The 21,981-nt window shown below is 34.1% G+C and carries 20 protein-coding genes; 14 read left to right on the forward strand and 6 right to left on the reverse strand.

Translation table 11 applies throughout. The features are described from left to right. The first annotated feature begins 169 nt into the window (after positions 1 to 169). The 7 genes from porU (at position 170) to HM982_RS16770 (ending at position 10,467) form a co-directional block, all read left to right on the forward strand. On the forward strand, positions 170 to 4,036 hold the full coding sequence (porU, locus tag HM982_RS16740) for a type IX secretion system sortase PorU (protein ID WP_179354483.1): 3,867 nt from the start codon (positions 170 to 172) through the stop codon (positions 4,034 to 4,036). A 64-nt stretch (positions 4,037 to 4,100) separates the two neighbouring features. Then, positions 4,101 to 5,363 carry a type IX secretion system outer membrane channel protein PorV gene (gene porV / locus HM982_RS16745; protein WP_179354484.1) on the forward strand — a complete coding sequence of 421 codons (1,263 nt, stop codon included), beginning with the start codon at positions 4,101 to 4,103 and terminating at the stop codon, positions 5,361 to 5,363. 82 nt (positions 5,364 to 5,445) lie between these two features. Beyond that, positions 5,446 to 5,928: a cytidine deaminase gene (locus HM982_RS16750; protein WP_179354485.1), complete on the forward strand. Its 483-nt coding sequence runs from the start codon at positions 5,446 to 5,448 to the stop codon at positions 5,926 to 5,928. A gap of 120 nt (positions 5,929 to 6,048) precedes the next feature. Next, positions 6,049 to 7,050 (forward strand): pyruvate dehydrogenase (acetyl-transferring) E1 component subunit alpha, encoded by a 1,002-nt coding sequence (gene pdhA, locus HM982_RS16755; RefSeq protein ID WP_179354486.1) that lies wholly within the window; start codon positions 6,049 to 6,051, stop codon positions 7,048 to 7,050. 3 nt (positions 7,051 to 7,053) lie between these two features. After that, entirely contained in the window at positions 7,054 to 8,697 is a 1,644-nt protein-coding gene (locus HM982_RS16760; protein WP_179354487.1) for a pyruvate dehydrogenase complex dihydrolipoamide acetyltransferase, read from the forward strand. 110 nt (positions 8,698 to 8,807) lie between these two features. Then, positions 8,808 to 9,791, forward strand: a complete 984-nt coding sequence (locus HM982_RS16765) for a M20/M25/M40 family metallo-hydrolase (RefSeq protein ID WP_179354488.1) — start codon at positions 8,808 to 8,810, stop codon at positions 9,789 to 9,791. After that, positions 9,784 to 10,467, forward strand: a complete 684-nt coding sequence (locus HM982_RS16770; protein ID WP_179354489.1) for an SDR family NAD(P)-dependent oxidoreductase — start codon at positions 9,784 to 9,786, stop codon at positions 10,465 to 10,467. The genes HM982_RS16765 and HM982_RS16770 overlap by 8 nt, the downstream gene beginning before the upstream one ends. 8 nt (positions 10,468 to 10,475) lie before the next feature. Here HM982_RS16770 and HM982_RS16775 read toward each other — a convergent pair whose 3' ends face one another. Continuing rightward, complete coding sequence (locus HM982_RS16775; protein ID WP_179354490.1) at positions 10,476 to 10,769, reverse strand: chaperone modulator CbpM; 294 nt, start codon at positions 10,767 to 10,769, stop codon at positions 10,476 to 10,478. Between the two features lie 2 nt (positions 10,770 to 10,771). After that, complete coding sequence (locus HM982_RS16780) at positions 10,772 to 11,662, reverse strand: DnaJ C-terminal domain-containing protein (protein WP_179354491.1); 891 nt, start codon at positions 11,660 to 11,662, stop codon at positions 10,772 to 10,774. Between the two features lie 118 nt (positions 11,663 to 11,780). Between HM982_RS16780 and HM982_RS16785 the strand changes: the two genes are divergently transcribed. From HM982_RS16785 to HM982_RS16800, 4 genes are all read left to right on the forward strand, one after another. Next, positions 11,781 to 12,422 (forward strand): HAD family hydrolase, encoded by a 642-nt coding sequence (locus HM982_RS16785; RefSeq protein WP_179354492.1) that lies wholly within the window; start codon positions 11,781 to 11,783, stop codon positions 12,420 to 12,422. An 80-nt stretch (positions 12,423 to 12,502) separates the two neighbouring features. Further along, on the forward strand, positions 12,503 to 13,102 hold the full coding sequence (locus HM982_RS16790; protein WP_179354493.1) for a SprT-like domain-containing protein: 600 nt from the start codon (positions 12,503 to 12,505) through the stop codon (positions 13,100 to 13,102). 8 nt (positions 13,103 to 13,110) lie between these two features. After that, positions 13,111 to 14,199 (forward strand): mannose-1-phosphate guanylyltransferase, encoded by a 1,089-nt coding sequence (locus HM982_RS16795; RefSeq protein ID WP_394354366.1) that lies wholly within the window; start codon positions 13,111 to 13,113, stop codon positions 14,197 to 14,199. 67 nt (positions 14,200 to 14,266) lie between these two features. Next, positions 14,267 to 15,760 carry a DUF389 domain-containing protein gene (locus HM982_RS16800; RefSeq protein WP_179354494.1) on the forward strand — a complete coding sequence of 498 codons (1,494 nt, stop codon included), beginning with the start codon at positions 14,267 to 14,269 and terminating at the stop codon, positions 15,758 to 15,760. A 43-nt stretch (positions 15,761 to 15,803) separates the two neighbouring features. Here HM982_RS16800 and HM982_RS16805 read toward each other — a convergent pair whose 3' ends face one another. Together HM982_RS16805 and HM982_RS16810 are read right to left on the reverse strand one after the other, a co-directional pair. Continuing rightward, the gene (locus HM982_RS16805) at positions 15,804 to 16,574 is read right to left on the reverse strand and encodes an ABC transporter ATP-binding protein (RefSeq protein WP_179354495.1); all 771 of its coding nucleotides are present in this window, start codon (positions 16,572 to 16,574) and stop codon (positions 15,804 to 15,806) included. A 3-nt stretch (positions 16,575 to 16,577) separates the two neighbouring features. Next, positions 16,578 to 17,315: an MlaE family ABC transporter permease gene (locus HM982_RS16810; protein ID WP_179354629.1), complete on the reverse strand. Its 738-nt coding sequence runs from the start codon at positions 17,313 to 17,315 to the stop codon at positions 16,578 to 16,580. Positions 17,316 to 17,426: 111 nt separating this feature from the next. On the opposite strand from HM982_RS16810, the gene pafA reads away from it, so the two are divergent. Both pafA and HM982_RS16820 read left to right on the forward strand, forming a co-directional pair. Beyond that, positions 17,427 to 19,094, forward strand: a complete 1,668-nt coding sequence (gene pafA / locus HM982_RS16815; RefSeq protein ID WP_179354496.1) for an alkaline phosphatase PafA — start codon at positions 17,427 to 17,429, stop codon at positions 19,092 to 19,094. A 9-nt stretch (positions 19,095 to 19,103) separates the two neighbouring features. Next, on the forward strand, positions 19,104 to 19,910 hold the full coding sequence (locus tag HM982_RS16820) for a DNA/RNA non-specific endonuclease (RefSeq protein ID WP_179354497.1): 807 nt from the start codon (positions 19,104 to 19,106) through the stop codon (positions 19,908 to 19,910). A 70-nt stretch (positions 19,911 to 19,980) separates the two neighbouring features. Here the strand turns inward: HM982_RS16820 and HM982_RS16825 are convergent, their stop codons facing one another. Both HM982_RS16825 and HM982_RS16830 read right to left on the reverse strand, forming a co-directional pair. Continuing rightward, positions 19,981 to 20,832, reverse strand: coding sequence for a glycosyltransferase family 2 protein (locus tag HM982_RS16825; protein ID WP_179354498.1), 852 nt, complete (start codon positions 20,830 to 20,832; stop codon positions 19,981 to 19,983). Between the two features lie 3 nt (positions 20,833 to 20,835). Further along, positions 20,836 to 21,735: an FkbM family methyltransferase gene (locus tag HM982_RS16830; protein ID WP_179354499.1), complete on the reverse strand. Its 900-nt coding sequence runs from the start codon at positions 21,733 to 21,735 to the stop codon at positions 20,836 to 20,838. 87 nt (positions 21,736 to 21,822) lie between these two features. Between HM982_RS16830 and HM982_RS16835 the strand changes: the two genes are divergently transcribed. Then, positions 21,823 to 21,972, forward strand: coding sequence for a hypothetical protein (locus tag HM982_RS16835; protein ID WP_179354500.1), 150 nt, complete (start codon positions 21,823 to 21,825; stop codon positions 21,970 to 21,972). Positions 21,973 to 21,981: the final 9 nt, after the last annotated feature.

Raw genomic sequence — 21,981 nt, forward strand, 5'->3', positions numbered from 1 at the left:
TCCTTAATAACGGATGTAGAAATGAATTATTGTTGTATTTTTGAAATTAAAATAATGTGTCTATAATATTGGGCTTTAATAGCCGTTATTCTACTGTGAAATTGGCATGTCCTTATAGTATTTGGTTCGTGATGAACATTATTAGGAAGCAAAAAACGAAAATGAGTAAATGAAAAAATGCACTTTAATTATATTCCTTTTATTAAATCTTCTTTGTTTTGGGCAACAAAAACAATTCAATATTAATTGGGATGGTTATAAAACTTTAGAAACTTCTTACACCAAAGTTGAGGTGCCTGCTTTTGAAGCTAGTCATTTTAGTTACGATGACACCAATGGCTTGATCTTTTTTGCACAATGGAAAAGTAATACGGGGTTTATTGATGAAAATTCTGTAGTATTAACCAATGTGGCTTATGAAACCATTTCTGCATCAGAATTAAAAGATTTAGATGTCGCACTAATTCCAAATTCACCTAAATATAAACTGTATAATACTAGTGCTAGAGATCAGCAAGCCCAGTATTTTGAATTAAGTCCTATTATTAAGGAAGGGAGTGTTTATAAAAAGATAACCAATTTTACAATAGGGTATAAGACAAGTTCAACTCCGTTAGGTAAATCATCGATGGGGGTTAACGAAATTACAAACTCAGCTTTAGCATCTGGTCAATGGTATCGTTTTTATATTGAAGAATCTGGTGTGTTTAGATTGTCAAAGAGTTTTTTAGGGAGTTTAGGTATTAACACAAATTCAGTAGATCCAAGAACGATTAAAATTTATGGTAATGGCGGAAGAATGCTTCCATTAAGTAATGCCGAAAATTACCCCTTTGATGTTGTAGAGAATGCTGTGAAATTTGTAGGTGAAGCTGATGGAAGTTTCGATAACAACGATTATATCCTTTTTTATGGTGAAGGGCCTAGTAATATATACGGTGAGAGTGAAACTAACTTGAATTTATTTACGGATAAAACCTATTACTACATTAATGTTAGTTCAGGTTACGGTAAACGAATTTCACCGATGCCAACTATTGCTGCTACTGCCGATATAGAAATTAATACATTTCAAGACTATCAATTTTACGAAGTAGATGATTATAACTTAGCGAAATTGGGGAGGCGTTGGTTTGGCGATGATTTTGACATTGAAAACCAACGGTCTTATGAATTTCAGTTCCCTAATTTAGTAACGGATGTTCCTGTGAATTTTGATATCGCTGTAGGTTCTGTTTCTGAAGTTCCTACAACAATGCAAGTAACGATTAATGGTAGTCAAATTACCAACCTAATTTTAGGAACTATTACACCAGGTTCGGTTTTAGCTTCGGCAGCGTCTTATAGTAATAGTCTTGATATTGTTTCTGATGACATTACGGTGAGATTTGATTATAATAACAATGGTAACCCTTCTGCAAATGCCTATTTAGATTATATTAATATAGAGGCGACGCGGAACTTAATTTATGATGGTAGTCAAATGCAGTTTCAAAATAGAGCTGTTATTACTACACCAGGTGTAGCGCAATATAATTTGTCAAGTACTTCTGGTTTAAGTGAAGTTTGGGATATTACGGATCGCTTTAATATAAGTAATTATGCGAATGTAACTAATGAGAATACGATAGCATTTAAAGCTCAATCTGGAGAACAAAGGACATATTTAGCATTTTCAAATTCTAGCCTTTTGCAACCTTCAAAAGATGCGATATCAACGGTAACTAATCAAGATTTAAAAGGTACTATATTCACAAATAGTCAAGGACAGTTTGAAGATGTTGATTATATTATTTTAGCGCCTTCTCAATTACTATCTCAAGCAGAACGTTTAGCGCAAATTAATAGAGACCAACATGGTTTAAATGTAAAAGTGGTCGATTTGCAAACCGTTTATAATGAGTTTAGCACCGGAAGTCAAGATATTGCAGCTTTAAGAAACTTTATTAAATATGTATATGATAATGCAAGTTCACCAACGGAAAGGTTAAAATACTTGTGTTTATTTGGAGACGGCTCTTACGATTACAAAAATAGAATAAGTAATAATACTAATATTGTTCCGTCTTGGTATTCAAGTACTAGTTTTAGGTTGACTAATTCTTATGTTTCAGATGATTTTTATGCCATGTTAGATGACCATGAAGGTGATGGTATGACAGGAGGTGACCGCATGGATATAGCTGTAGGAAGAATTTTAGTAGAAGACGCGCAACGTGCTAAAGAAATGGTAGATAAAGTTCAGGCTTATTATCAACCAGAATCTTATGGTAGCTGGAGAAATAATATTGTACTTATTTCAGATGATGTAGATAAGTCTTGGGAGTCAAGATTACAAGTCGCAACAGATAGTTTGGGAGAAACTTTGGTTGCGGAAAAACCATTTTTTAATGTTGTTAAGATTCACTCAGATGCTTATGAGCAAGAATCTTCAGCAGCAGGTGATCGCTACCCTAAAGTTAATAAAGCGATTAAAGATGCGATAGAAGTTGGTGCATTAGTGGTTAATTATTTTGGTCATGGTGGAGAAGATGGACTTGCTCATGAACGAATTTTTGATAAGTTTGAATCACAAGAAATTAACAATATTTGTAAGTATAATTTATTTATTACGGTTACATGTGAATATACCAAATTTGATGATCCGCATAGAGATACGGCCGGAGAGTTTATGTTTTGGAATACTAACGGAGGGTCAATTGGTTTAATAACAACCACACGACAAATAATTGTTAATGTAGGTGAAGACTTCAACGATGTACTAGATGATTACTTGTTCGCTTTTGGGTCTAACGATTACCCTTCTGTTGGGGAAGCATTACGGTTAACAAAAACGGATAATAGTATCGCAGGGCAATCACAGAAGCGCCTCGTGTTTTTTATTGGAGATCCTGCTTTAAAATTGTCAATCCCTCAACCAGATATTAGATTAACTAAAGTAAATGATGTCGCTATTACGCAACCTATAGATACTTTAAAGGCTTTGAGTTATGCTAAGTTGGCAGGCGAAGTGGTGGATACTAACGGAAACTTATTGTCTAATTATAACGGCACACTTACCGCAACTGTTTTTGATAAATCAATTGAACGTCAAACCTTGGGTAATGACGGCACAACAGATGGTGATGGGATAATAATAATGGACTTTACAACCTTAGGTGAGGTGGTTTTTAAAGGGCAAGCAAGTGTCACCAATGGTTTGTTTGAATTCGATTTTATTGTGCCTAGAGATATAGGAATTCCTGTAGGTAATGGTAAAGTGAGTTTTTATGCGCAAACAGATTCACCAATCTCTGATGAAGCTGGATTTAGTTTTGATATTAAAATAGGAGGCATTAATGAAAATGCTCCTGAAGATGATATTGGCCCAGTTATTAATCTATATATGAATGACGAAAATTTTGTGTCTGGTGGAATTACGAATGAATCCCCTACTTTTTTAGTCAACTTACAAGATGATAACGGAATCAATACTGCAAGTGGTATCGGTCATGATATCACAGCAATACTAGATGGTGATGAAACCAACCCTATTGTATTAAACAGTTATTACCAGGCTAATGTAGATGATTATACCAATGGAACCGTAAGTTATCCCTTTAGAGATTTAGAGCCAGGTTTACATACACTAACTTTGAAGGCTTGGGATGTTTATAACAATTCCTCAACAGCCGAAATTCAATTTATGGTCTTCGATGAAGATCAAGAGTTAGTGATTGATAACGTTTTAAATTATCCAAATCCATTTGTGAGTTATACGGAGTTTTGGTTTAACCATAATAGCTCAGAGCCTTTAGATATTTCGGTACAGATATTTACAGTTTCGGGAAAATTGGTCAGAACTTTAAATGGACAAACCGGTGCTGATGAATGTTGTTATAATGGTTCATCATCATTGTCTAGAAATATTGTTTGGGATGGAAGAGATGATTTCGGTGATAAAATTGGAAAAGGCGTGTATGTCTATAAACTAAAAGTAAAATCTAACCGTTTAAATAAACAGGTTGAAAAGATTCAAAAACTTGTAATACTATAATAATAATTTATATTTGCTAACGATTTAATACTATATAACTAGTGTTATTATTCAATAATTAAACATGAAAAAACACATAATTACCTTTTGCACTTTAGCCTCACTTAATTTTGCTTTTGGTCAGGTAGAAGCAGTGCAAATTGATCCAGATCCTTTCGATAGTCGTGTCATTACAACAGGTTTACCATTTATGCTTATTGCGCCAGATGCAAGATCTGCTGCTATGGGAGATATGGGAGTTGCCACTTCAGTTGATGGGTTTTCGCAACAGTATAATCCTGCAAAATATGCCTTTTCCGAAGCTAAACAAGGGGCAGGTTTAACTTACACGCCTTATTTATCAAAATTAGTTAATGATATTTCGTTGAGTTATTTGACTTATTTCAATAGAATTAACCAGTATAGTGCATTTTCTGCCAGTCTTAAATACTTTTCTTTAGGTGAGATTTTATTAACTCAAAATGCTAATGATGTTGGTACTGCTGTAAAACCAAATGAATATGCTATAGATGCCGCCTATTCGTTACGTTTAAGTGATCAGTTTGCAATGGCTGTGGCTTTACGTTATATGCGATCGTCACTACGTATTGGTGTTGTAGACGATTCGGCGCAACCAGGTAGTACTTTTGGTGCAGATATAACAGGGTATTACCAAAGTGAAGAAGAAGCGTATAACGATTTTAATGGGCGTTGGAGACTTGGTTTTGCTATTCAGAATCTGGGGCCAAGATTTAAATACGATGATGGTGGCGATGATGTGTTTCAACCTACAAATTTAAGATTAGGCGCTGGTTTCGATTTTATATTTGATCAATACAGTAAATTAGGCGTAACCGCTGAGATATCTAAATACTTAGTGCCAACACCACCAATTATGGGAGATAGAACTGTGTTCACAGATGTGGATGGTGATGGTCAATTTGAACCAGATAACGGTGATTTCCAAACGGATGATCAGATAGCCGCTTCAGAACAAAATGTCATTCTAGAAGGACAAAGCACAGATGTTAGTTTTTTAAGCGGTGTTTTTCAATCTTTCGGTGATGCGCCGGGAGGTTTTAGTGAGGAGTTAAGAGAGTTAACTTGGGCATTAGGTGCAGAGTATACTTATCAAGAAAGTTTTGCGTTTAGAGCCGGATATTTTAATGAATCGGACGATAAAGGAGCGCGTAAGTTTTTTGCATTAGGTGCAGGATTCAAATACACCACTATAAATATTGATTTATCATACTTGTTTTCAGCCTCTAAAATTCCGAGTCCATTAGAAAATACCTTACGTTTTTCACTGACCTTTAATTTTGGTGACGGTGAATACAATGAATATTAAAATTTATTAACTCCTTTAGATTAAAAAAACTATTGTTTCATAAAGCAATAGTTTTTTTGTCTAAAATAAACAGTAAGTAGCCATGAAGGAAGTCAAGATTGAAACCACACTCCAAGTTTATGAGGACATTAAAGATCTTCCTAAAGGGATTCAGAATTTAATGCAAACAGCTATAGAAGCTAGAGAGAATGCTTATGCACCTTATTCAAAATTTAATGTAGGTGCAGCGCTTTTACTCGATAATAGTATAGAGGTTATTGGCAGTAACCAAGAGAATGCAAGTTTCCCTTCGGGTTTATGTGCAGAACGTACTGCAATCTATTATGCAGGGGCCAAATATCCAAAAGCTAAAATTCTAAAAATGGCCATAACGGCATCTTCTCAAAATCAGGTCACAGATAAGCCAATTCCACCTTGTGGTGCCTGTAGACAAGCTATCGCAGAATACGAAATTAAGCAAGATCAGCCTATAGAAATCTATTTTATGGGCGTAAGTGGCAAGGTTGTAAAATCAAGCTCTTTAGCTAATTTATTACCGCTTGTTTTTGATAGTTCAGTATTATAGGGTTTTCGTTGCGTTAATTTTATAAATTGTTGGTTTTTTTTATGAGATACTGCTTCTTCATTGTCTTCTAAATTGTTATTTTTGTTATTATATTTTTTATTTAAAAGATCTCATTAGAAAATGCAGAAAATAACCAAAGAAGTTTACCTAAAGTGGTACGAGGACATGATGTTTTGGCGAAAGTTTGAAGACAAGCTTGCCGCTGTTTACATTCAACAGAAAGTTAGAGGATTCCTACATTTATACAATGGTCAGGAAGCCGTTTTAGCAGGTGCTTTACATGCTATGGATTTAACCAAGGACAAAATGATAACGGCTTACCGTAATCACGTTCAACCTATCGGTATGGGAGTGGATCCAAAACGCGTAATGGCTGAGTTATACGGTAAAGCCACAGGGACATCTCATGGTCTTGGTGGGTCGATGCATATTTTCTCTAAAGAATTCCGTTTTTATGGTGGTCACGGTATTGTTGGTGGTCAAATTCCGTTAGGAGCAGGGATTGCTTTTGGAGATAAATACCACGACAAGGATGCTGTAACCTTATGTTGTTTTGGTGATGGTGCTGCAAGACAAGGATCTTTACATGAGACTTTTAATTTAGCAATGCTTTGGAATTTACCTGTAGTTTTTGTTTGTGAGAATAATGGCTATGCTATGGGAACTTCAGTTGCACGTACAGCAAATCATACTGATATCTGGAAACTAGGTTTAGGTTATGATATGCCTTCAGGACCTGTTGACGGAATGAATCCAATTAAAGTAGCTGAAGCTTTTGATGAAGCTATTCAACGTGCTAGAAACGGGGGAGGACCTTCATTCTTAGAAGTGAAAACCTACCGTTATAGAGGACACTCAATGTCTGATGCGCAGCATTACAGAACGAAGGATGAAGTTGCAGAGTACAAGAAAATTGATCCAATTACACAAATCAAAGATATTATTCTTGAAAAGAAATATGCTTCAGCAGATGATTTGAAAGCTATTGACAAGGATGTGAAGAAACGTGTTTCAGAATGTGAGAAATTTGCAGATGAATCGCCATATCCAGAAAAGAATGTGATGTATGATGTTGTGTATGAACAGGAAGATTACCCATTTATAGACCATAAAATAAAATAAGCTATGGCAGAAGTAATTAATATGCCGCGTTTAAGCGACACAATGGAAGAAGGAACAGTTGCCACTTGGTTAAAAAAAGTTGGTGACAAAGTTGAAGAAGGCGATATTTTAGCCGAAATTGAAACTGATAAAGCGACCATGGAATTCGAGTCCTTTAATGAAGGGACTTTACTTCACATTGGAATACAAGAAGGTGAAACTGCTAAGGTAGATACACTTTTAGCTATTATTGGAGACGAGGGTGAAGATATTTCTAGTTATTTAGACGGGTCAGCTTCAGAAGATGTAGCTGATGATAAAGAAGAAGATTCAGCATCTGAAGAAACCGAATCAACTGACGATTCTGGTTCTAGTGATCAAGAATTACCAGAAGGCGTGATTGTCGTAACGATGCCACGTTTAAGTGATACCATGGAAGAAGGTACTGTAGCGACTTGGTTAAAGAAAGTTGGGGAAGAAGTAGAAGAAGGTGATATTTTAGCTGAAATCGAAACGGATAAAGCAACAATGGAGTTTGAATCTTTTCAATCAGGGACTTTATTAGAAATTGGTTTAGAAGAAGGTGAAACAGCAAAAGTAGATGCTTTATTAGCGATTATTGGCCCTAAAGGAACCGATGTTTCTGGGGTGGCTAAAAACTTTTCAGCTAATGGCGATGCGCCTAAAAAGGAAGCACCTAAAGCTAAAAAGGAAGCACCAAAAGCAGAACCAAAAAAGTCAGAACCTAAGAAAACAGAATCTAAGAAAGAGGCTCCTAAAGCTTCAACTTCTAGTTCTGATTCTTCAAGAATATTTGCTTCGCCTTTAGCCAAAAAGATGGCAGATGAAAAAGGAATAGATTTATCTCAAGTTGATGGTTCTGGTGAAAACGGAAGAATTGTTAAGAAAGATATTGAAAACTTTACACCAAAAGCTGAAGCACCTGCTGCAGCTGCCACAGGAACTAGTTTTGCAGCTGCTTCTGAAGAAAGTTTTGATGAAATTCCTAACTCTAACATGCGTAAGGCTATTGCTAAAAATTTATCTAAATCTAAATTTACAGCGCCTCACTATTATTTAAATGTAGAGTTTAATATGGATAATGCTATTGCTTTCCGCAAGGAAGTAAATGCGGTTCCAGATACAAAAGTATCATTCAATGATATTGTGGTTAAAGCATGTGCAATGGCATTAAAACAACATCCACAAGTTAACTCTCAGTGGTTTGATGATAAAATGAAATTGAATAACCATGTACATATTGGTGTTGCTGTTGCTGTAGAAGATGGTCTTCTTGTACCAGTTGTAAAATTTGCAGATCAACGTAAATTAACTCAAATAGGTGCTGCGGTTAAAGAATATGCTATTAAAGCAAAAACGAAGAAATTGTCATTAGAAGAGATGGAAGGTAGTACATTCACAATTTCTAATTTAGGAATGTTTGGAATAGAAAGCTTTACGTCTATTATCAACCAACCTAATTCAGCGATACTTTCTGTAGGAGCTATTGTTCAAAAACCAGTGGTTAAAGACGGAGCAATTGTAGTAGGTAATACAATGAAGCTTTGCTTAGCTGCGGATCACAGAACCGTTGATGGTGCAACAGGCGCTCAATTCCTTCAAACATTAAAAGGATTTATTGAAAATCCTATTACAATGTTTTTGTAATATTTGAAATTAACTCTAGAATAATTTTAGAGTATTTATAATATAATCCTGATTTGATAATTATCAAATCAGGATTTTTTTATCTTTAAACCTTATCTAAAAAAAATAATATGAAGAATATTTTTGCAGTGTTCCTAATGGTATTAGTTTGCTCTTGTTTATCCAACAGAAAGACATCAGAAACTAAGGCGGTAATCGAAAAACCAGAAATCACTGAAGAAGCCATAAAAACAAGTATGGAATATTTGGCTTCAGATGAATTAGAAGGACGTGCTACAGGAAGCGAAGGTCTTGAAAAAGCAGCTGTTTTTATTGAAAATTATTTAAAGTCTAACGACATTAAACCATATTTTGAAACCTATCGCGATTCGTTTAAAGTAAATGATTTAGACGGTTATAATATTGTTGGTATGGTTGAAGGAAACGATCCAAAACTCAAAAATGAGTTTGTAATTCTTGGCGGTCACTACGATCATATCGGGATACAAAAAACAGTAGAAGGTGATTCCATTGCTAATGGCGCTAATGACGATGCTTCTGGTACTGTTGCTGCTATGGAATTAGGACGCTATTTTGCAAAGTCAAAAACTAATAAACGTAGCTTATTAATTACCTTGTATGATGCTGAAGAATTAGGCTTAAAAGGTGCTGCAAATTTAGCAGAACGCTTAAAGGGTGAAAATTTTGATGCTTATACAATGATTAATTTTGAAATGATTGGTGTTGCAAGAGCTGAAAGTGAAGCCATGGCTTATATGAGTGGCTACGAACGTTCTAATTTTGCAGAGACTTTAAATTCCTATGCCGATGAGGAAATCATTGGTTTTTTTCCAAAAGCCAAGGCCATGAATTTGTTTTTTAGATCAGATAATTTCCCGTTTTATAAAGCGCTTGATATTCCTGCGCATGCGATTTCAACTTTCGATTTTACAAATTTTGATTACTATCATCATGTAGAAGACGAAGCTGACAAAATGGATTACGCTCACATGGCTCATTTTATTAAAAAGATGATTCCAGCATTAGAAGGTATGATGAATGCACCAACTAAAGACGTATTATTAAAAGAAGAGGCAGTAATAGAAGATGAGTAAAAATATAATTATTACAGGAACAAGTCGCGGGATTGGTTTAGAACTCGTGCAGTTATTTGCTAAAGAAGGTCACAACGTTTTGGCCTTATCTCGAAATGAAAAACCGGTAAGTAATCTGGGCTTTGATAATATTTCATCATTTTCTTTCGATTTGTGTAATGAAGCAGATTACAAAAAAGTTGTAGCGTTTATTAATATGGAATGGGAACATGTTGATATTTTGATTAATAATGCGGGAGCTATTATTAATAAACCTTTTGCAGAAACAACATTTCAAGATTTCACTAAAGTATATCAAACTAATGTTTTTGGTGTTTCAGAATTAACCAGAACGGTTTTGCCATTTATAAAACCAGAGGGGCATGTGGTTACTATTAGTTCCATGGGCGGTATTCAGGGAAGTATGAAATTTCCAGGCTTATCGGCGTACAGTTCTAGTAAAGGCGCAGTTATTACATTAGTAGAATTATTGGCAGAAGAGTATAAAGAAACGGGGCCGCAATTTAATGTTTTGGCATTAGGTGCGGTGCAAACCGAAATGCTTGAAGAGGCATTTCCTGGCTATAAAGCACCCACAACAGCCAAAGAAATGGCAAGCTATATTCAAAATTTTGCTTTAACAGGAAACCAATATTATAACGGTAAAGTGTTGCAAGTGTCAAATTCAACACCTTAATAAAACATTTACTCTTCAAATAGTTTTAATCTGTTTTGTGTAGCATGTAGTTCCGATTGTAACGTTTCAATTTTATCTAATAGATTAAAAACGGTATCAATGCCTTCAAAATTTAAATGCAGGTCTTGATGCAATCGGATCATTTTTTCAACATCTGCTATTTTATCTTGATGAATACAGTATGTTTTTTCAATCGTAATATATTCAATGAGACCATAGTCATTTAATCCATCAAAAAAAGACATTTCTATTTGGTAGTGCGTACATAAACGAGGTACAGGTATAAGATGTGTGTCTTTCATAACTATTGTAATTTTGCCAATTCTTCAAATAATTCTTTTTCTTTATCAGTGAGATTTTTAGGCAATTCTACGGTGTAACTAATATATAAATCGCCAAATTGGCCCTCTTTTTTATATTTTGGAAAGCCTTTTCCTTTTAATTTAACTTGGGTGCCGTTTTGAGTCAGCGGTTTTAAAGTTAGTTTTACTTTTCCATCAAAGGTATCGATGGTAACTTCACCACCAAGAACGGCTTTATATAAATTCAGCTTAACGGTTTTATAAAGGTTGGCACCATCACGTTTAAATTCGGTATCATTATTAATGTTAAATTCAATTAATAAATCACCATGTGGACCACCGTTTACGCCTTCACCACCTTTGCCCTTAATTTTAATAACTTGTCCGTCTGTAACACCTGCCGGAATGGTTAATCTAATATTTTTTCCGTTAACAGTTAAAACTCGTTTTTCGGTTGTGTAAACATCTTTTAATTGTAGTTGAAGTTGGGCATTATAATCTTGGCCTCTAAATCTTGCCTGAGCTCTACCTTGATTAAATCCGCCACCAAACATCGATTCAAAGAAATCAGAATAGTCAGCGCCTTCAAAACCTTGTGAGCCTGAAGATCGTTGATAATGTTGCTGACGTGTTTTCTGTTGTTGTTCAGCTTGCTCATAAGCTTCACCATGTTGCCAATTTTCACCATACTTATCATACTTTTTACGATTTTCATCGTTACTCAATACTTCATTGGCTTCGTTAACTTGCTTAAATTTTAACTCAGCATCTTTATCATTAGGATTTAAATCGGGATGGTGTTTTCTCGCTAACTTCCGGTAGGCTTTTTTTATATCAGTTTTGGAAGCATTTTTATTTATACCAAGTATTTTGTAATAATCAATAAATGCCATAATTTTAGAATTTAAGGATAAATTGAGTTCAGAAAGACGTTAGCTAAGTTAGTGGTTTTTAAGACTAAAATCAAGATTTGCCTGTTAAGAATTGTATAATAAAATGAACTTTTAAGGTATGAAATATAAATGTGTGATTTTTGATTGTGATGGTGTTCTCGTAGATAGTGAGCCTATTGCAAACCAAGTCATGGTTAATATGGCAAACGAGCTTGGAGCTGCTATAGATATTGATTATGCGTATAAAAATTTTAAGGGAAATGCCTTTAATAATTGTGTGCATCAGATTTCAGAATTAATACCTGATGCGATGCCTTCTAATTTTGAATCTGAATACAGAAGACGCTCTTTTGAAACGTTTAAAAATGAAATTAAGCCTGTAGATGGCGTTACAAATGTGATTAAAAACTTAGAGCTTCCTTTTTGTGTCGCTTCAAGTGGTCCCGAAAATAAAATAAAATTGAACCTTGAGTTAACAGGCTTGCTAGCTTATTTTGAATCGCGTATGTTTAGTTGCTATGCCGTTGAGAAATGGAAACCTGATCCCGCAGTATTTTTATGGGCGGCGGAGACTATGGGGTTTCATCCTTCAGAATGTGTGGTTATAGAGGATAGTCTCATTGGGGTTACTGCAGCTATTAATGGCGGATTTGATGTGTTTGGTTATACTGCAGATGATTCTAGTAATTCCCTTAAAGGTAAAGCGACACAGACATTTAATGATATGTCTGAGTTATTAAGTTTAATTGATAGCAATTAATAACGGTAAGTTAATATTCATTTATGAATTCTCATTTTTAAGATGAAAAAAATAAAAATATAAGACTTATTTTTGCCCGAATGCAAAGACAGCTTTTAGATTTTATTCCTATTTCAGCAAAACCAATGGTCATTGAGCTCTTGGCAGTTGATAATTTGGTAGTAAATGTAAAGAGTGAACGTAAAACTCGGCATGGTGATTATAGAGAGTTTCCAAATGGAAAGCATCAAATTACGGTAAATTCCAATTTGAATTGTTACCGTTTTTTAATCACATTAATTCACGAAGTGGCACATTTTGAAGCTTATAAAAAATTTGGGCGATTAATAAAACCACACGGTAAAGAATGGAAGTACACTTTTCAGCATTTAATGTTGCCCTTTTTACGTCCAGATATTTTTCCAGACGAATTGTTACCACTCTTAGCGAAGCATTTTAAAAACCCTAAAGCATCAAGTGATACCGATACAAAATTGGCTTTAGCACTTAAGCAATACGATGAAGCTAATGATAAGACTTATGTGTTTGAAGTGCCTTTAAACCGTGAGTTTAAATTATATAACGGTCGCATTTTTAAAAAAGGAAATAAAAGAAGAAAACGCTACGAATGTGTTGAGGTTAGTTCAGGTCAATTATATTTGTTCAACCCAAATGCAGAAGTAGAAGTTTTAGATAAATAATAGATATGATGAATAGCAAAAACTCAAATTATTATGCCATTCTTATGGCTGGTGGTGTAGGTTCAAGATTTTGGCCTGTAAGCACGCAAGACTTTCCAAAACAGTTTCATGATATGTTAGGGACTGGAGATACTTTAATTCAGAAAACTTTTAACCGTTTAGCACAGTTAATTCCTGAAGAAAATATTTTTATACTAACCAATGAGCGCTATAATGATTTGGTTTTTGAGCAGCTTCCAAATGTCACTAAAAGACAAGTAGTTTTAGAACCAGCGATGCGAAATACGGCACCTTGTATCTTGTATGCGTCTTTAAAAATTCAGAAAGAAAATGAAGATGCCGTAATGATTGTTGCACCAAGTGATCATTGGATTGAAGACGAGCAAGCCTTCTCTGGCAATGTAAAAGCTGCTTTTGATTATTGTGAATCCAATGATGCCTTAATGACTTTAGGTATTACACCAACATTCCCAAATACCGGTTATGGTTATATTGAGTATGATAAAGCATCAACCTCAGAAATAAAACCAGTGAGTCAATTTAGAGAAAAGCCAGATTACGAAACGGCAAAATCGTTTATTAATCAAGGAAATTTCCTTTGGAATGCAGGGATTTTTATGTGGAGTGTAAAATCGGTTGTTGCAGCTTTTAAAAATAATCAACCTCAATTATTTGAGTTGTTTAGAAGCGGTTATAGCGCGTATAATACTGAGCTAGAGGATGAGTTTATAAAAACACATTATACTAAAGCTGAAAATATATCTGTAGATTATGCCTTGATGGAAAAGAGTAAAAATGTTTATGTAATTCCTGCCACTTTTGATTGGAATGATCTAGGGACTTGGGGAAGTCTTTATGATAAGTTAGACAAAGATGAGAACAGTAATGCTGTTGTTAATGCTAAGACTTTATTAGAGGATGCCAACGGAAATATGATTCGTTCTAAAAAAGATAAAATTGTGGTTATTGATGGCTTAAAAGATTATATCGTTGTCGATAAAGAGGAAGTTTTACTTATCTTTCCAAAAGCTAAAGAGCAAGATATCAAAAAAGTGCTTCAAAATGTGAAGGCTAAATTTGGAGAATCTTACGGGTAAACACTCCAAATATGAGATTCTTAAAATAAATGATATTGCAAAATCCTTATTGGAATTCTTTTAAACTATGAGTGAAGAAAATAAATTTAACTTTTCTGAAGAAGAAAAGCAGCGCATGACGAATGAGATGAATAAGGAGCGTGCTGTTGAAGATAAAAAAGATGCTGTAAAAAAGGATGCTCAAGGCCTGTTTGCTAGTGTAAAATTGTTTTTAACCGAGTTACTCGATTTTAGGGATGATACCGATAGAGATGCTACCATAACAGCCATAAAGCACGATATTCCATTTAAAGGTGCAACCGCTTGGATTTTGGTTTGTTCTATTTTTGTGGCATCAGTGGGATTAAACGCCAACTCTACAGCTGTTGTAATTGGAGCCATGTTAATTTCGCCATTAATGGGACCAATTTTAGGGGTCGGAATGTCTATTGCCATTAATGATATTGATACTTTAAAAAAGTCGTTAATTAATTTAGCGACGATGATTGTGCTGAGTTTATTAACGGCATTTTTATTCTTTTATTTATTTCCGTTAAGTGCAGAAACATCGGAACTTCTAGGTAGAACCCGACCAGATATTCGAGATGTTTTAATTGCGTTCTTCGGTGGTTTAGCATTAATTATTGCCCGAACAAAACGCGGTACTATTGCTTCTGTTATTTTTGGTGTTGCTATTGCTACAGCCTTAATGCCGCCTTTATGTACGGCGGGTTATGGTCTGGCAGAAGGTAACTGGTCTTACTTTGGTGGTGCCATGTATTTATTTACTATCAATACTATATTTATTGCTTTGGCAACATTTTTAGTGTTAAAGTTATTGCGTTTTCCAATGCTTAAATATGCGAATTCAGCCAAACGTAAACGTATTTCTAGGATTGCTATGCTTACAGCTATTGTGGTTATGATTCCTGCCGTTTGGACATTTTTAACGGTATTGAGAGAAAGCAAAATTGATAGAGATTATAAAGCGTTTGTTACTAGTGAAATTGAAGATAATCGCAGTCTTTGGTTATATGATGAGGTTTTAGATATCGACGCAAAGACCATCAACTTATATTTTAATGGTGATATTAGTGACGAGATGGTTACAGCACTTCAGAATGCTAAGAATGAATATTTAGACCTTCAAGAGTTTGAACTAGTTATTAATGCAAATAAAACACGAAGCGTTGATCGTTTGGCGCAGTCTTTAGATCGTGCTTATGCCGATATTGATAGAAAAGATAATATTATAGACGGACTTCAAAAACAAATTGAAGAATTAGAAACTAATATTTCAAATTTAAATAAAGTTATAGAATCTAAAGATACCAATAAGAATGCCGTTTCGTTTAGTTCGCTATCGCGAGATGCAAAAATAAAGTTCACGGATTTAGAATACTTTGGTTATGCAAAAATGCTAGAGTCAAAAGACTTTATAAATATAGATACCGTAAGCGTTGCTAATGTAAGGTGGAAAGTTCAGTTAGCAGACAGCTTAGTTTTTGTAAGAGAACGCAATTTGCAAAAATGGCTTAAAAATGAATTAAAGGTCGATACGGTATTAATTAGACGTAATTAAGGGCAATCATCCTCTAAATAGATTACAAGGAAAGAATACAGGTTTATTGATTGTCTTCTTCAATATACATTTTACGAACTTTTCTAAATAATTCAGAAGAATAAACGAAGTTGGTCACAGCTTCGTTTTCTGTTTTAAATATGGTTTCGTTAGAGCCTTCCCATTCTAAAATACCATCTTTTAGGAAAATAATTTTTTTACCAATTTCCATAACCGAGTTCATATCGTGGGTATTTACAACGGTGGTAATATTGAATTCTTCAGTAATTTCTTGAATTAAATTATCAATTACAATTGCCGTTTTTGGATCAAGCCCAGAGTTAGGCTCATCACAAAATAGATACTTAGGTCGGTTAACAATTGCTCTTGCAATAGCCACACGTTTTTGCATTCCACCAGAAGCTTCGCTTGGCATCTTTTGGTGCGCGCCATCTAAATTAACACGTTTTAAAACTTCATTGGCGCGATCTTCCATTTCGCTTTTACTTTGCTTGGTAAACATACGTAAAGGAAACATCACATTCTCAGCAATGGTCATTGAATCAAAAAGCGCACTGCCTTGAAAAACCATTCCCATTTCAGAACGTAAATCTATCTTTTCGTTACGAGATAACTTACTGAAATTTTTTCCTTCATAGGCAATTGAACCTTTCTCATAGTCAAATAAGCCTAAAAGACATTTTAAGAATACCGTTTTACCAGAGCCACTTTGCCCAATAATTAAGTTACTTTGTCCTTTTTCAAAAGTGGTGGTTATTCCTTTCAGAATATGTGCATCTCCAAATGATTTTTCTAAATCTTTAACTTCTATCATTGCTTATCCGAGTAATATGCTGGTTAATAAAAAGTTGACTAATATAATAACAACACTTGTCCAAACAAATGCTGTGGTACTGGCTTTTCCAACTTCTAAAGCGCCGCCTTTCATAAAATAGCCGTAAAAGGAGGGAATTGTTGCTAATAAGAAAGCAAATACAAAAGTTTTTATAAAAGCATATATCAAGTGAAATGGAATAAAATCTAATCTAACACCTTCTAAATAATCTTCCATAGTTCCATAGCCACCGTAGATAGAAGCCATAAGGCCACCTACAACACCCAAAAACATAGCAATAGAAATCACAAAAGGGTAAAGCGTTAAGGCAATAAACTTTGGAAAAACTAAATAGTTAATAGCATTGATTCCCATTACCTCAAGGGCGTCTATTTGTTCTGTAACGCGCATCGTTCCGATGCTAGAGGTAATAAAAGATCCCACTTTACCAGCCATAATGATAGAGATAAACGTCGGTGCGAATTCTAAAATGATAGATTGACGTGTTGCAAAACCCACTAAGTTTTTTGGCATAATGGGACTTGTCATATTCAGCGATGTTTGTATAGCGACAACGCCGCCAACAAAAAAGGAAATAAATGCTACAATACCGAGAGAACCAATAATGAGGTCGTCGATGTCTTTAAAAATGAGTGGTTTCATTACAGACCATTTAGTTGGTCTGCGAAAAATGTCCTTAATCATTATAAAATAGGCACCTATATTATGTAGGTAAGTCATTGGTGTTTTCATTAACGCTAAAGTATAAAAAATGATTAGTTATTAATGTTAATTTAATCTAAGATAGTTTAAAAATTGTATTTTTGAGTCTTAAAATAATGTCTTATTCAGATGAAAAATTTCTTTGCTTTAACGGCAGCACTACTTTTATTTATCTCTTGTGGAGCTCAAAGTACAAATACAGATTCTAAAAGTCAAATTATGGTTTCAGAAACTAGTACGAGGCCAAAATTAGTAGTTGGTATCGTAGTGGACCAAATGCGTTATGATTATTTAACGCGTTTTGGGGCTAGATTTGGAGATGGTGGTTTTAATCGTATGATAAACGAAGGTTTTAATTGTAAAAACAATCATTTTAATTATGTCCCTACTTATACAGGACCAGGACATACGTCTGTATATACAGGTACTACACCAAAAATTCATGGTATTATTGGTAATAACTGGTATGACAAAGAAACTAAAGAAAGGGTGTATTGTGCAGGTGATGAAAACGTAACTTCTGTAGGTACTGAAGATAAGGCAGGTAAAATGTCTCCTCACAGAATGCAAACCACGAGTTTTGCCGATGAAAACAGATTATTTACCCAGATGCAAGGAAAAACTATTGGTGTTGCTCTTAAAGATAGAGGAGCAATTCTTCCTGCTGGGCATACCGCAAATGCGGCTTATTGGTTTCATGGTGGTGATGAAGGCGCTTGGATTACCAGTTCATTTTACATGAACGATTTACCACAATGGGTTAAAGATTTTAATGTTGCAGAGCATGCAGAATCATATTTAAAAGAGTGGAATACATTATATGATATTTCAACCTATACTGAAAGTGGTTCAGATGAAAACACTTTTGAAGGTGTTTTTAAAGGGAAAGCTAAAGCAACATTTCCGTATGATTTAAAAACATTAAGTAAAGAAAATAATGGGTATGATATTATAAAAGCTACACCTTATGGGAATAGCATCACCACAGATTTTGCAATTGCAGCTATCGATGCTGAAGCTTTAGGTCAAGATGAATATACCGATGTGCTTGCTGTTAGTTATTCTTCTACGGACTATGTAGGGCATGTTTTTGGTGTTAACTCTAAAGAAGTTCAAGATACCTACATACGTTTAGATAAAGATTTAGAGCGTTTATTTAATCATTTAGATAGTACAGTAGGAAAAGGGGCGTATACCGTTTTTCTTACCGCTGATCATGGCGCAGTTGATGTACCATCGTATTTAGCTTCTGTAAAAGTACCAGCTGGTTATGTGGATGGTAAAGCTAGAAAAGAACAATTTAATGCCTTTTTAAATAAAACCTATGGTACGGAAGCTATTATAGAGAATATTAGTAATGATCAAATATTTTTAGATAGAGAGAAAGTACAAGAATTAGGGTTAAAACTTAGTGATGTTCAAGATGCTATTGCTATGGAACAATTGGGATATCTAAATGTTTCTAAAGTTTATACAGCAACAACAATGAGTACTACAAGTTTTACCACTGGAATTGAAAGCTTATTGCAAAATGGATTTAACCAAAGACGTTCAGGTGATGTAATTTTGGTAAATGACACAGCGTTTATTTCTTATAGTAAAACGGGATCTACACACGGAAGTGGTTTAAATTACGATACACATGTGCCGTTATTATTCTTCGGAAATGGAATTAAGCATGGAGAAACTTTTGATAAAACAGTAATTCCAGATATTGCACCTACAATGTCTGCACTTTTAGGGATTAGTTTTCCTAATGGCGCTACAGGACAACCTTTAGGCTTTGTGATTGATTAATACTAGAATTTGAAGCGCAAGTCCATTTACAGTATAATCGCAATAATTATAGTGATTGGTGTTTATAGTTATGAGTTTTATCTCGATTATGAAGACAAAGCTGAAATTGTAACTCAAGGAAAAGTTGTAAAGGAAGCCACTAATGATTTCTTTTTACCCGCAAGTACAACCAACCAAGTTGTGCATCATGAAAATTATTCATTATCTTATAACGAAGCTCACGAACAAGCGGAATGGGTCGCCTATGAGTTAAAAGCGTCTCATTTAAGTGCATCCAATCGAAAAAGACCTTATTTTGAAATTGATAATGCTGTAAAAACGGGAGCAGCGCATTGGCGTAATTATAAAAACTCGGGTTATGATAGAGGACACCTTTGTCCTGCAGGCGATAGACGTTTTACAAAGGCCGCTTATGACGAGACTTTTTTAACCAGTAATATCAGCCCACAAGACCATGAGTTTAATGCTGGTGTTTGGAATCGATTGGAAAAAAAAGTGCGGTATTGGGCCAAAAAGCATGATGGTATCTTTGTGGTAACAGGTGGAGTTTTAAACGATAATTTAAACTCTATAGGAGATGAGCAGGTTTCAGTACCTAATCAATTTTATAAAGTGATTTTAGACAACACAAACGGAAAAATTAAGTTGCTAGCCTTTTTAATGGACCATCAAAACTCTGATTTACCATTATATAAATTTGTAGTTTCTGTTGATTCTCTTGAAGCTTTAACCGGAATTGATTTCTTTCCAAAATTAGAGGATAGTATTGAAAATAAACTAGAAGCATCTAGTAATTATAAAAGCTGGAGTTTCTAAAATTTCTGTAAATACAGTTTCTTAACCTTTCAAAATCGAAAAGCAATAGCTTTAGTAAGTCATTGTTATTTTATTTTTGAAATTTACCTTTAATCCCTTTCCAGCGCAAATTTTGAATAAATCTTCCTTCTTCTTTAGAAACTAAAAAGTCAATTTTATCAGATTTTGCTTTATAATAACCCGCCATATAATCTTTAAACATTTGAAAACTTCCTTTTTTATAGGCTAGTTTCATTGCGGAAATTAAAGTAATCCAAAACCCGTAGCGCATTTTGTACATGGCTTCACCTTGCAAGTATTTTGAAGCCTTGTTATAAGACTGACCTGTAGGTTTTAAATGTTTTACATGAAGTGTTTCATCGGTGAGAATTTCCCAGCCGTGATATTTTGCTAATAATTCATCTACGGTATCCCAACCCATAGAAGCTTTAAGTTGGCCTATCTGTTTAAAACAATCTTTTGTGTAAGCTTTAAGTGCGCCTCTTATATGATCCTTGTTGGTGAGGTTTTCTAAAACCCATTCGTTGTTGTTCTCAATATAGCAGAAGCCAGAAGCCATTCCTAATTTTGGCTTCGCTTGAAAATGCTGAGCTAACTTTTCTAAATAGTTTTCAGGAAAAATAAGATCAGCATCAAATTTACAGATAATGTCATAATGACTATCAAGTGATGCTAAACCTTTATTAAAAGCATTAATGATTTTAGAGCCAGGTAAGTGTTTATCTGAAGATTTTGAATTTACTAAAGAAATCCAAGGATGTTTTGAAGCGTAATCTTCAACAATATTCTGAGTGTTATCTGAAGAATGATCATTGATAACAACAACTTTCTTAGGCAACAATGTTTGCTCAACTAAAGACTCTAAAGTTTTACCAATATAATCTTCTTCGTTATGTGCTGGTATAATGATGTAGAAGTTCATATCTTAAATAACAAACTCATTAATAAGATGGTGTTTAGATTTAGGCACAAAGAAACAATTGCGTACGCCATCATCTTCGTTACGTTTTATAGAGGACACTTTTTTAAGCCCTTTTTCTACATGATTGTAAAACTGATAATCTAATTGAGAAAAGAAATTTTCTAAATCGTCTTCAATGGTGTCATACAGGGTTTCACATATTATAATAGGTTCAAATTGTTTTATATATTTTCGTCCTGAGTTTAAAATTTCTACTTCTGTACCTTCGGTATCAATTTTTATTAAGTCAATATGACTAATAGTATTAGTATTAATAAAATTAGCTAATGTGGTTGCTTTAACTGTGTTTTTTATAAAATTTCGAGACGTTTTTTTCGTACCAGCATTACCTTCTCCGGCAAGGTTGTAATTAATGTATTTATATTTTAGACTTTTCACTTCGTAAAAGTCAATTTCACCTGTAGTGTTAGAAAGGGCTAAATTGATGGCACTGATATTTTTTGAATAATTATTAAGTTCTATATTTTTATTTAAAAAGTATTTAGGACCATAAGCGGGTTCAAACGCATATACTCGCATTTTTGGATTAGACTGAACTCCCAATAATGAATAGTAACCAATGTTAGAACCGATGTCTAAAAATGTGTCTGTGCTTTTTGATAGTTTTTCAAAAATTTCAGAGTATTCAAAATTCTTATAGCCATTCCAGAATAATAATTGGGTTAAATAGCTGGTTTGGTTTGTTTTAATTTTTAATGTGCCTGAATCCGTTTTTAGCTTTAAGAGACCAGATGGTGGAAGTTTAATCTTATTGAAAAATAGTTGTTTTAAACCAAAATTGATGTTTCTTAAGTAATAATTTATATTTTTCTGATATATTGTCTTGTAGAATAATTCTAACATTAAACGCTATTTTTGTTTTAATAACGTAAATATATTTAGATTTATCTATTGCATTCTATTTTACTTAATTTTTTATGATAATATGAAATGTGTTTTTGGGTTATTCTTCTTGTTTATTTTTATTCCTATGGAGAATATTGTTTTTCTGGAGAATTAGAAAATGGCGATTTGTTTGGTGGTTCGGTTAGTTTTTTAAATCTAGATAGTGAAAATGGAAACCGTAAAGGTGCTGTTTAGATTATCAAT

Origin of the sequence: Winogradskyella vidalii (assembly GCF_013403955.1) — a bacterium.
Taxonomy (GTDB): domain Bacteria; phylum Bacteroidota; class Bacteroidia; order Flavobacteriales; family Flavobacteriaceae; genus Winogradskyella; species Winogradskyella vidalii.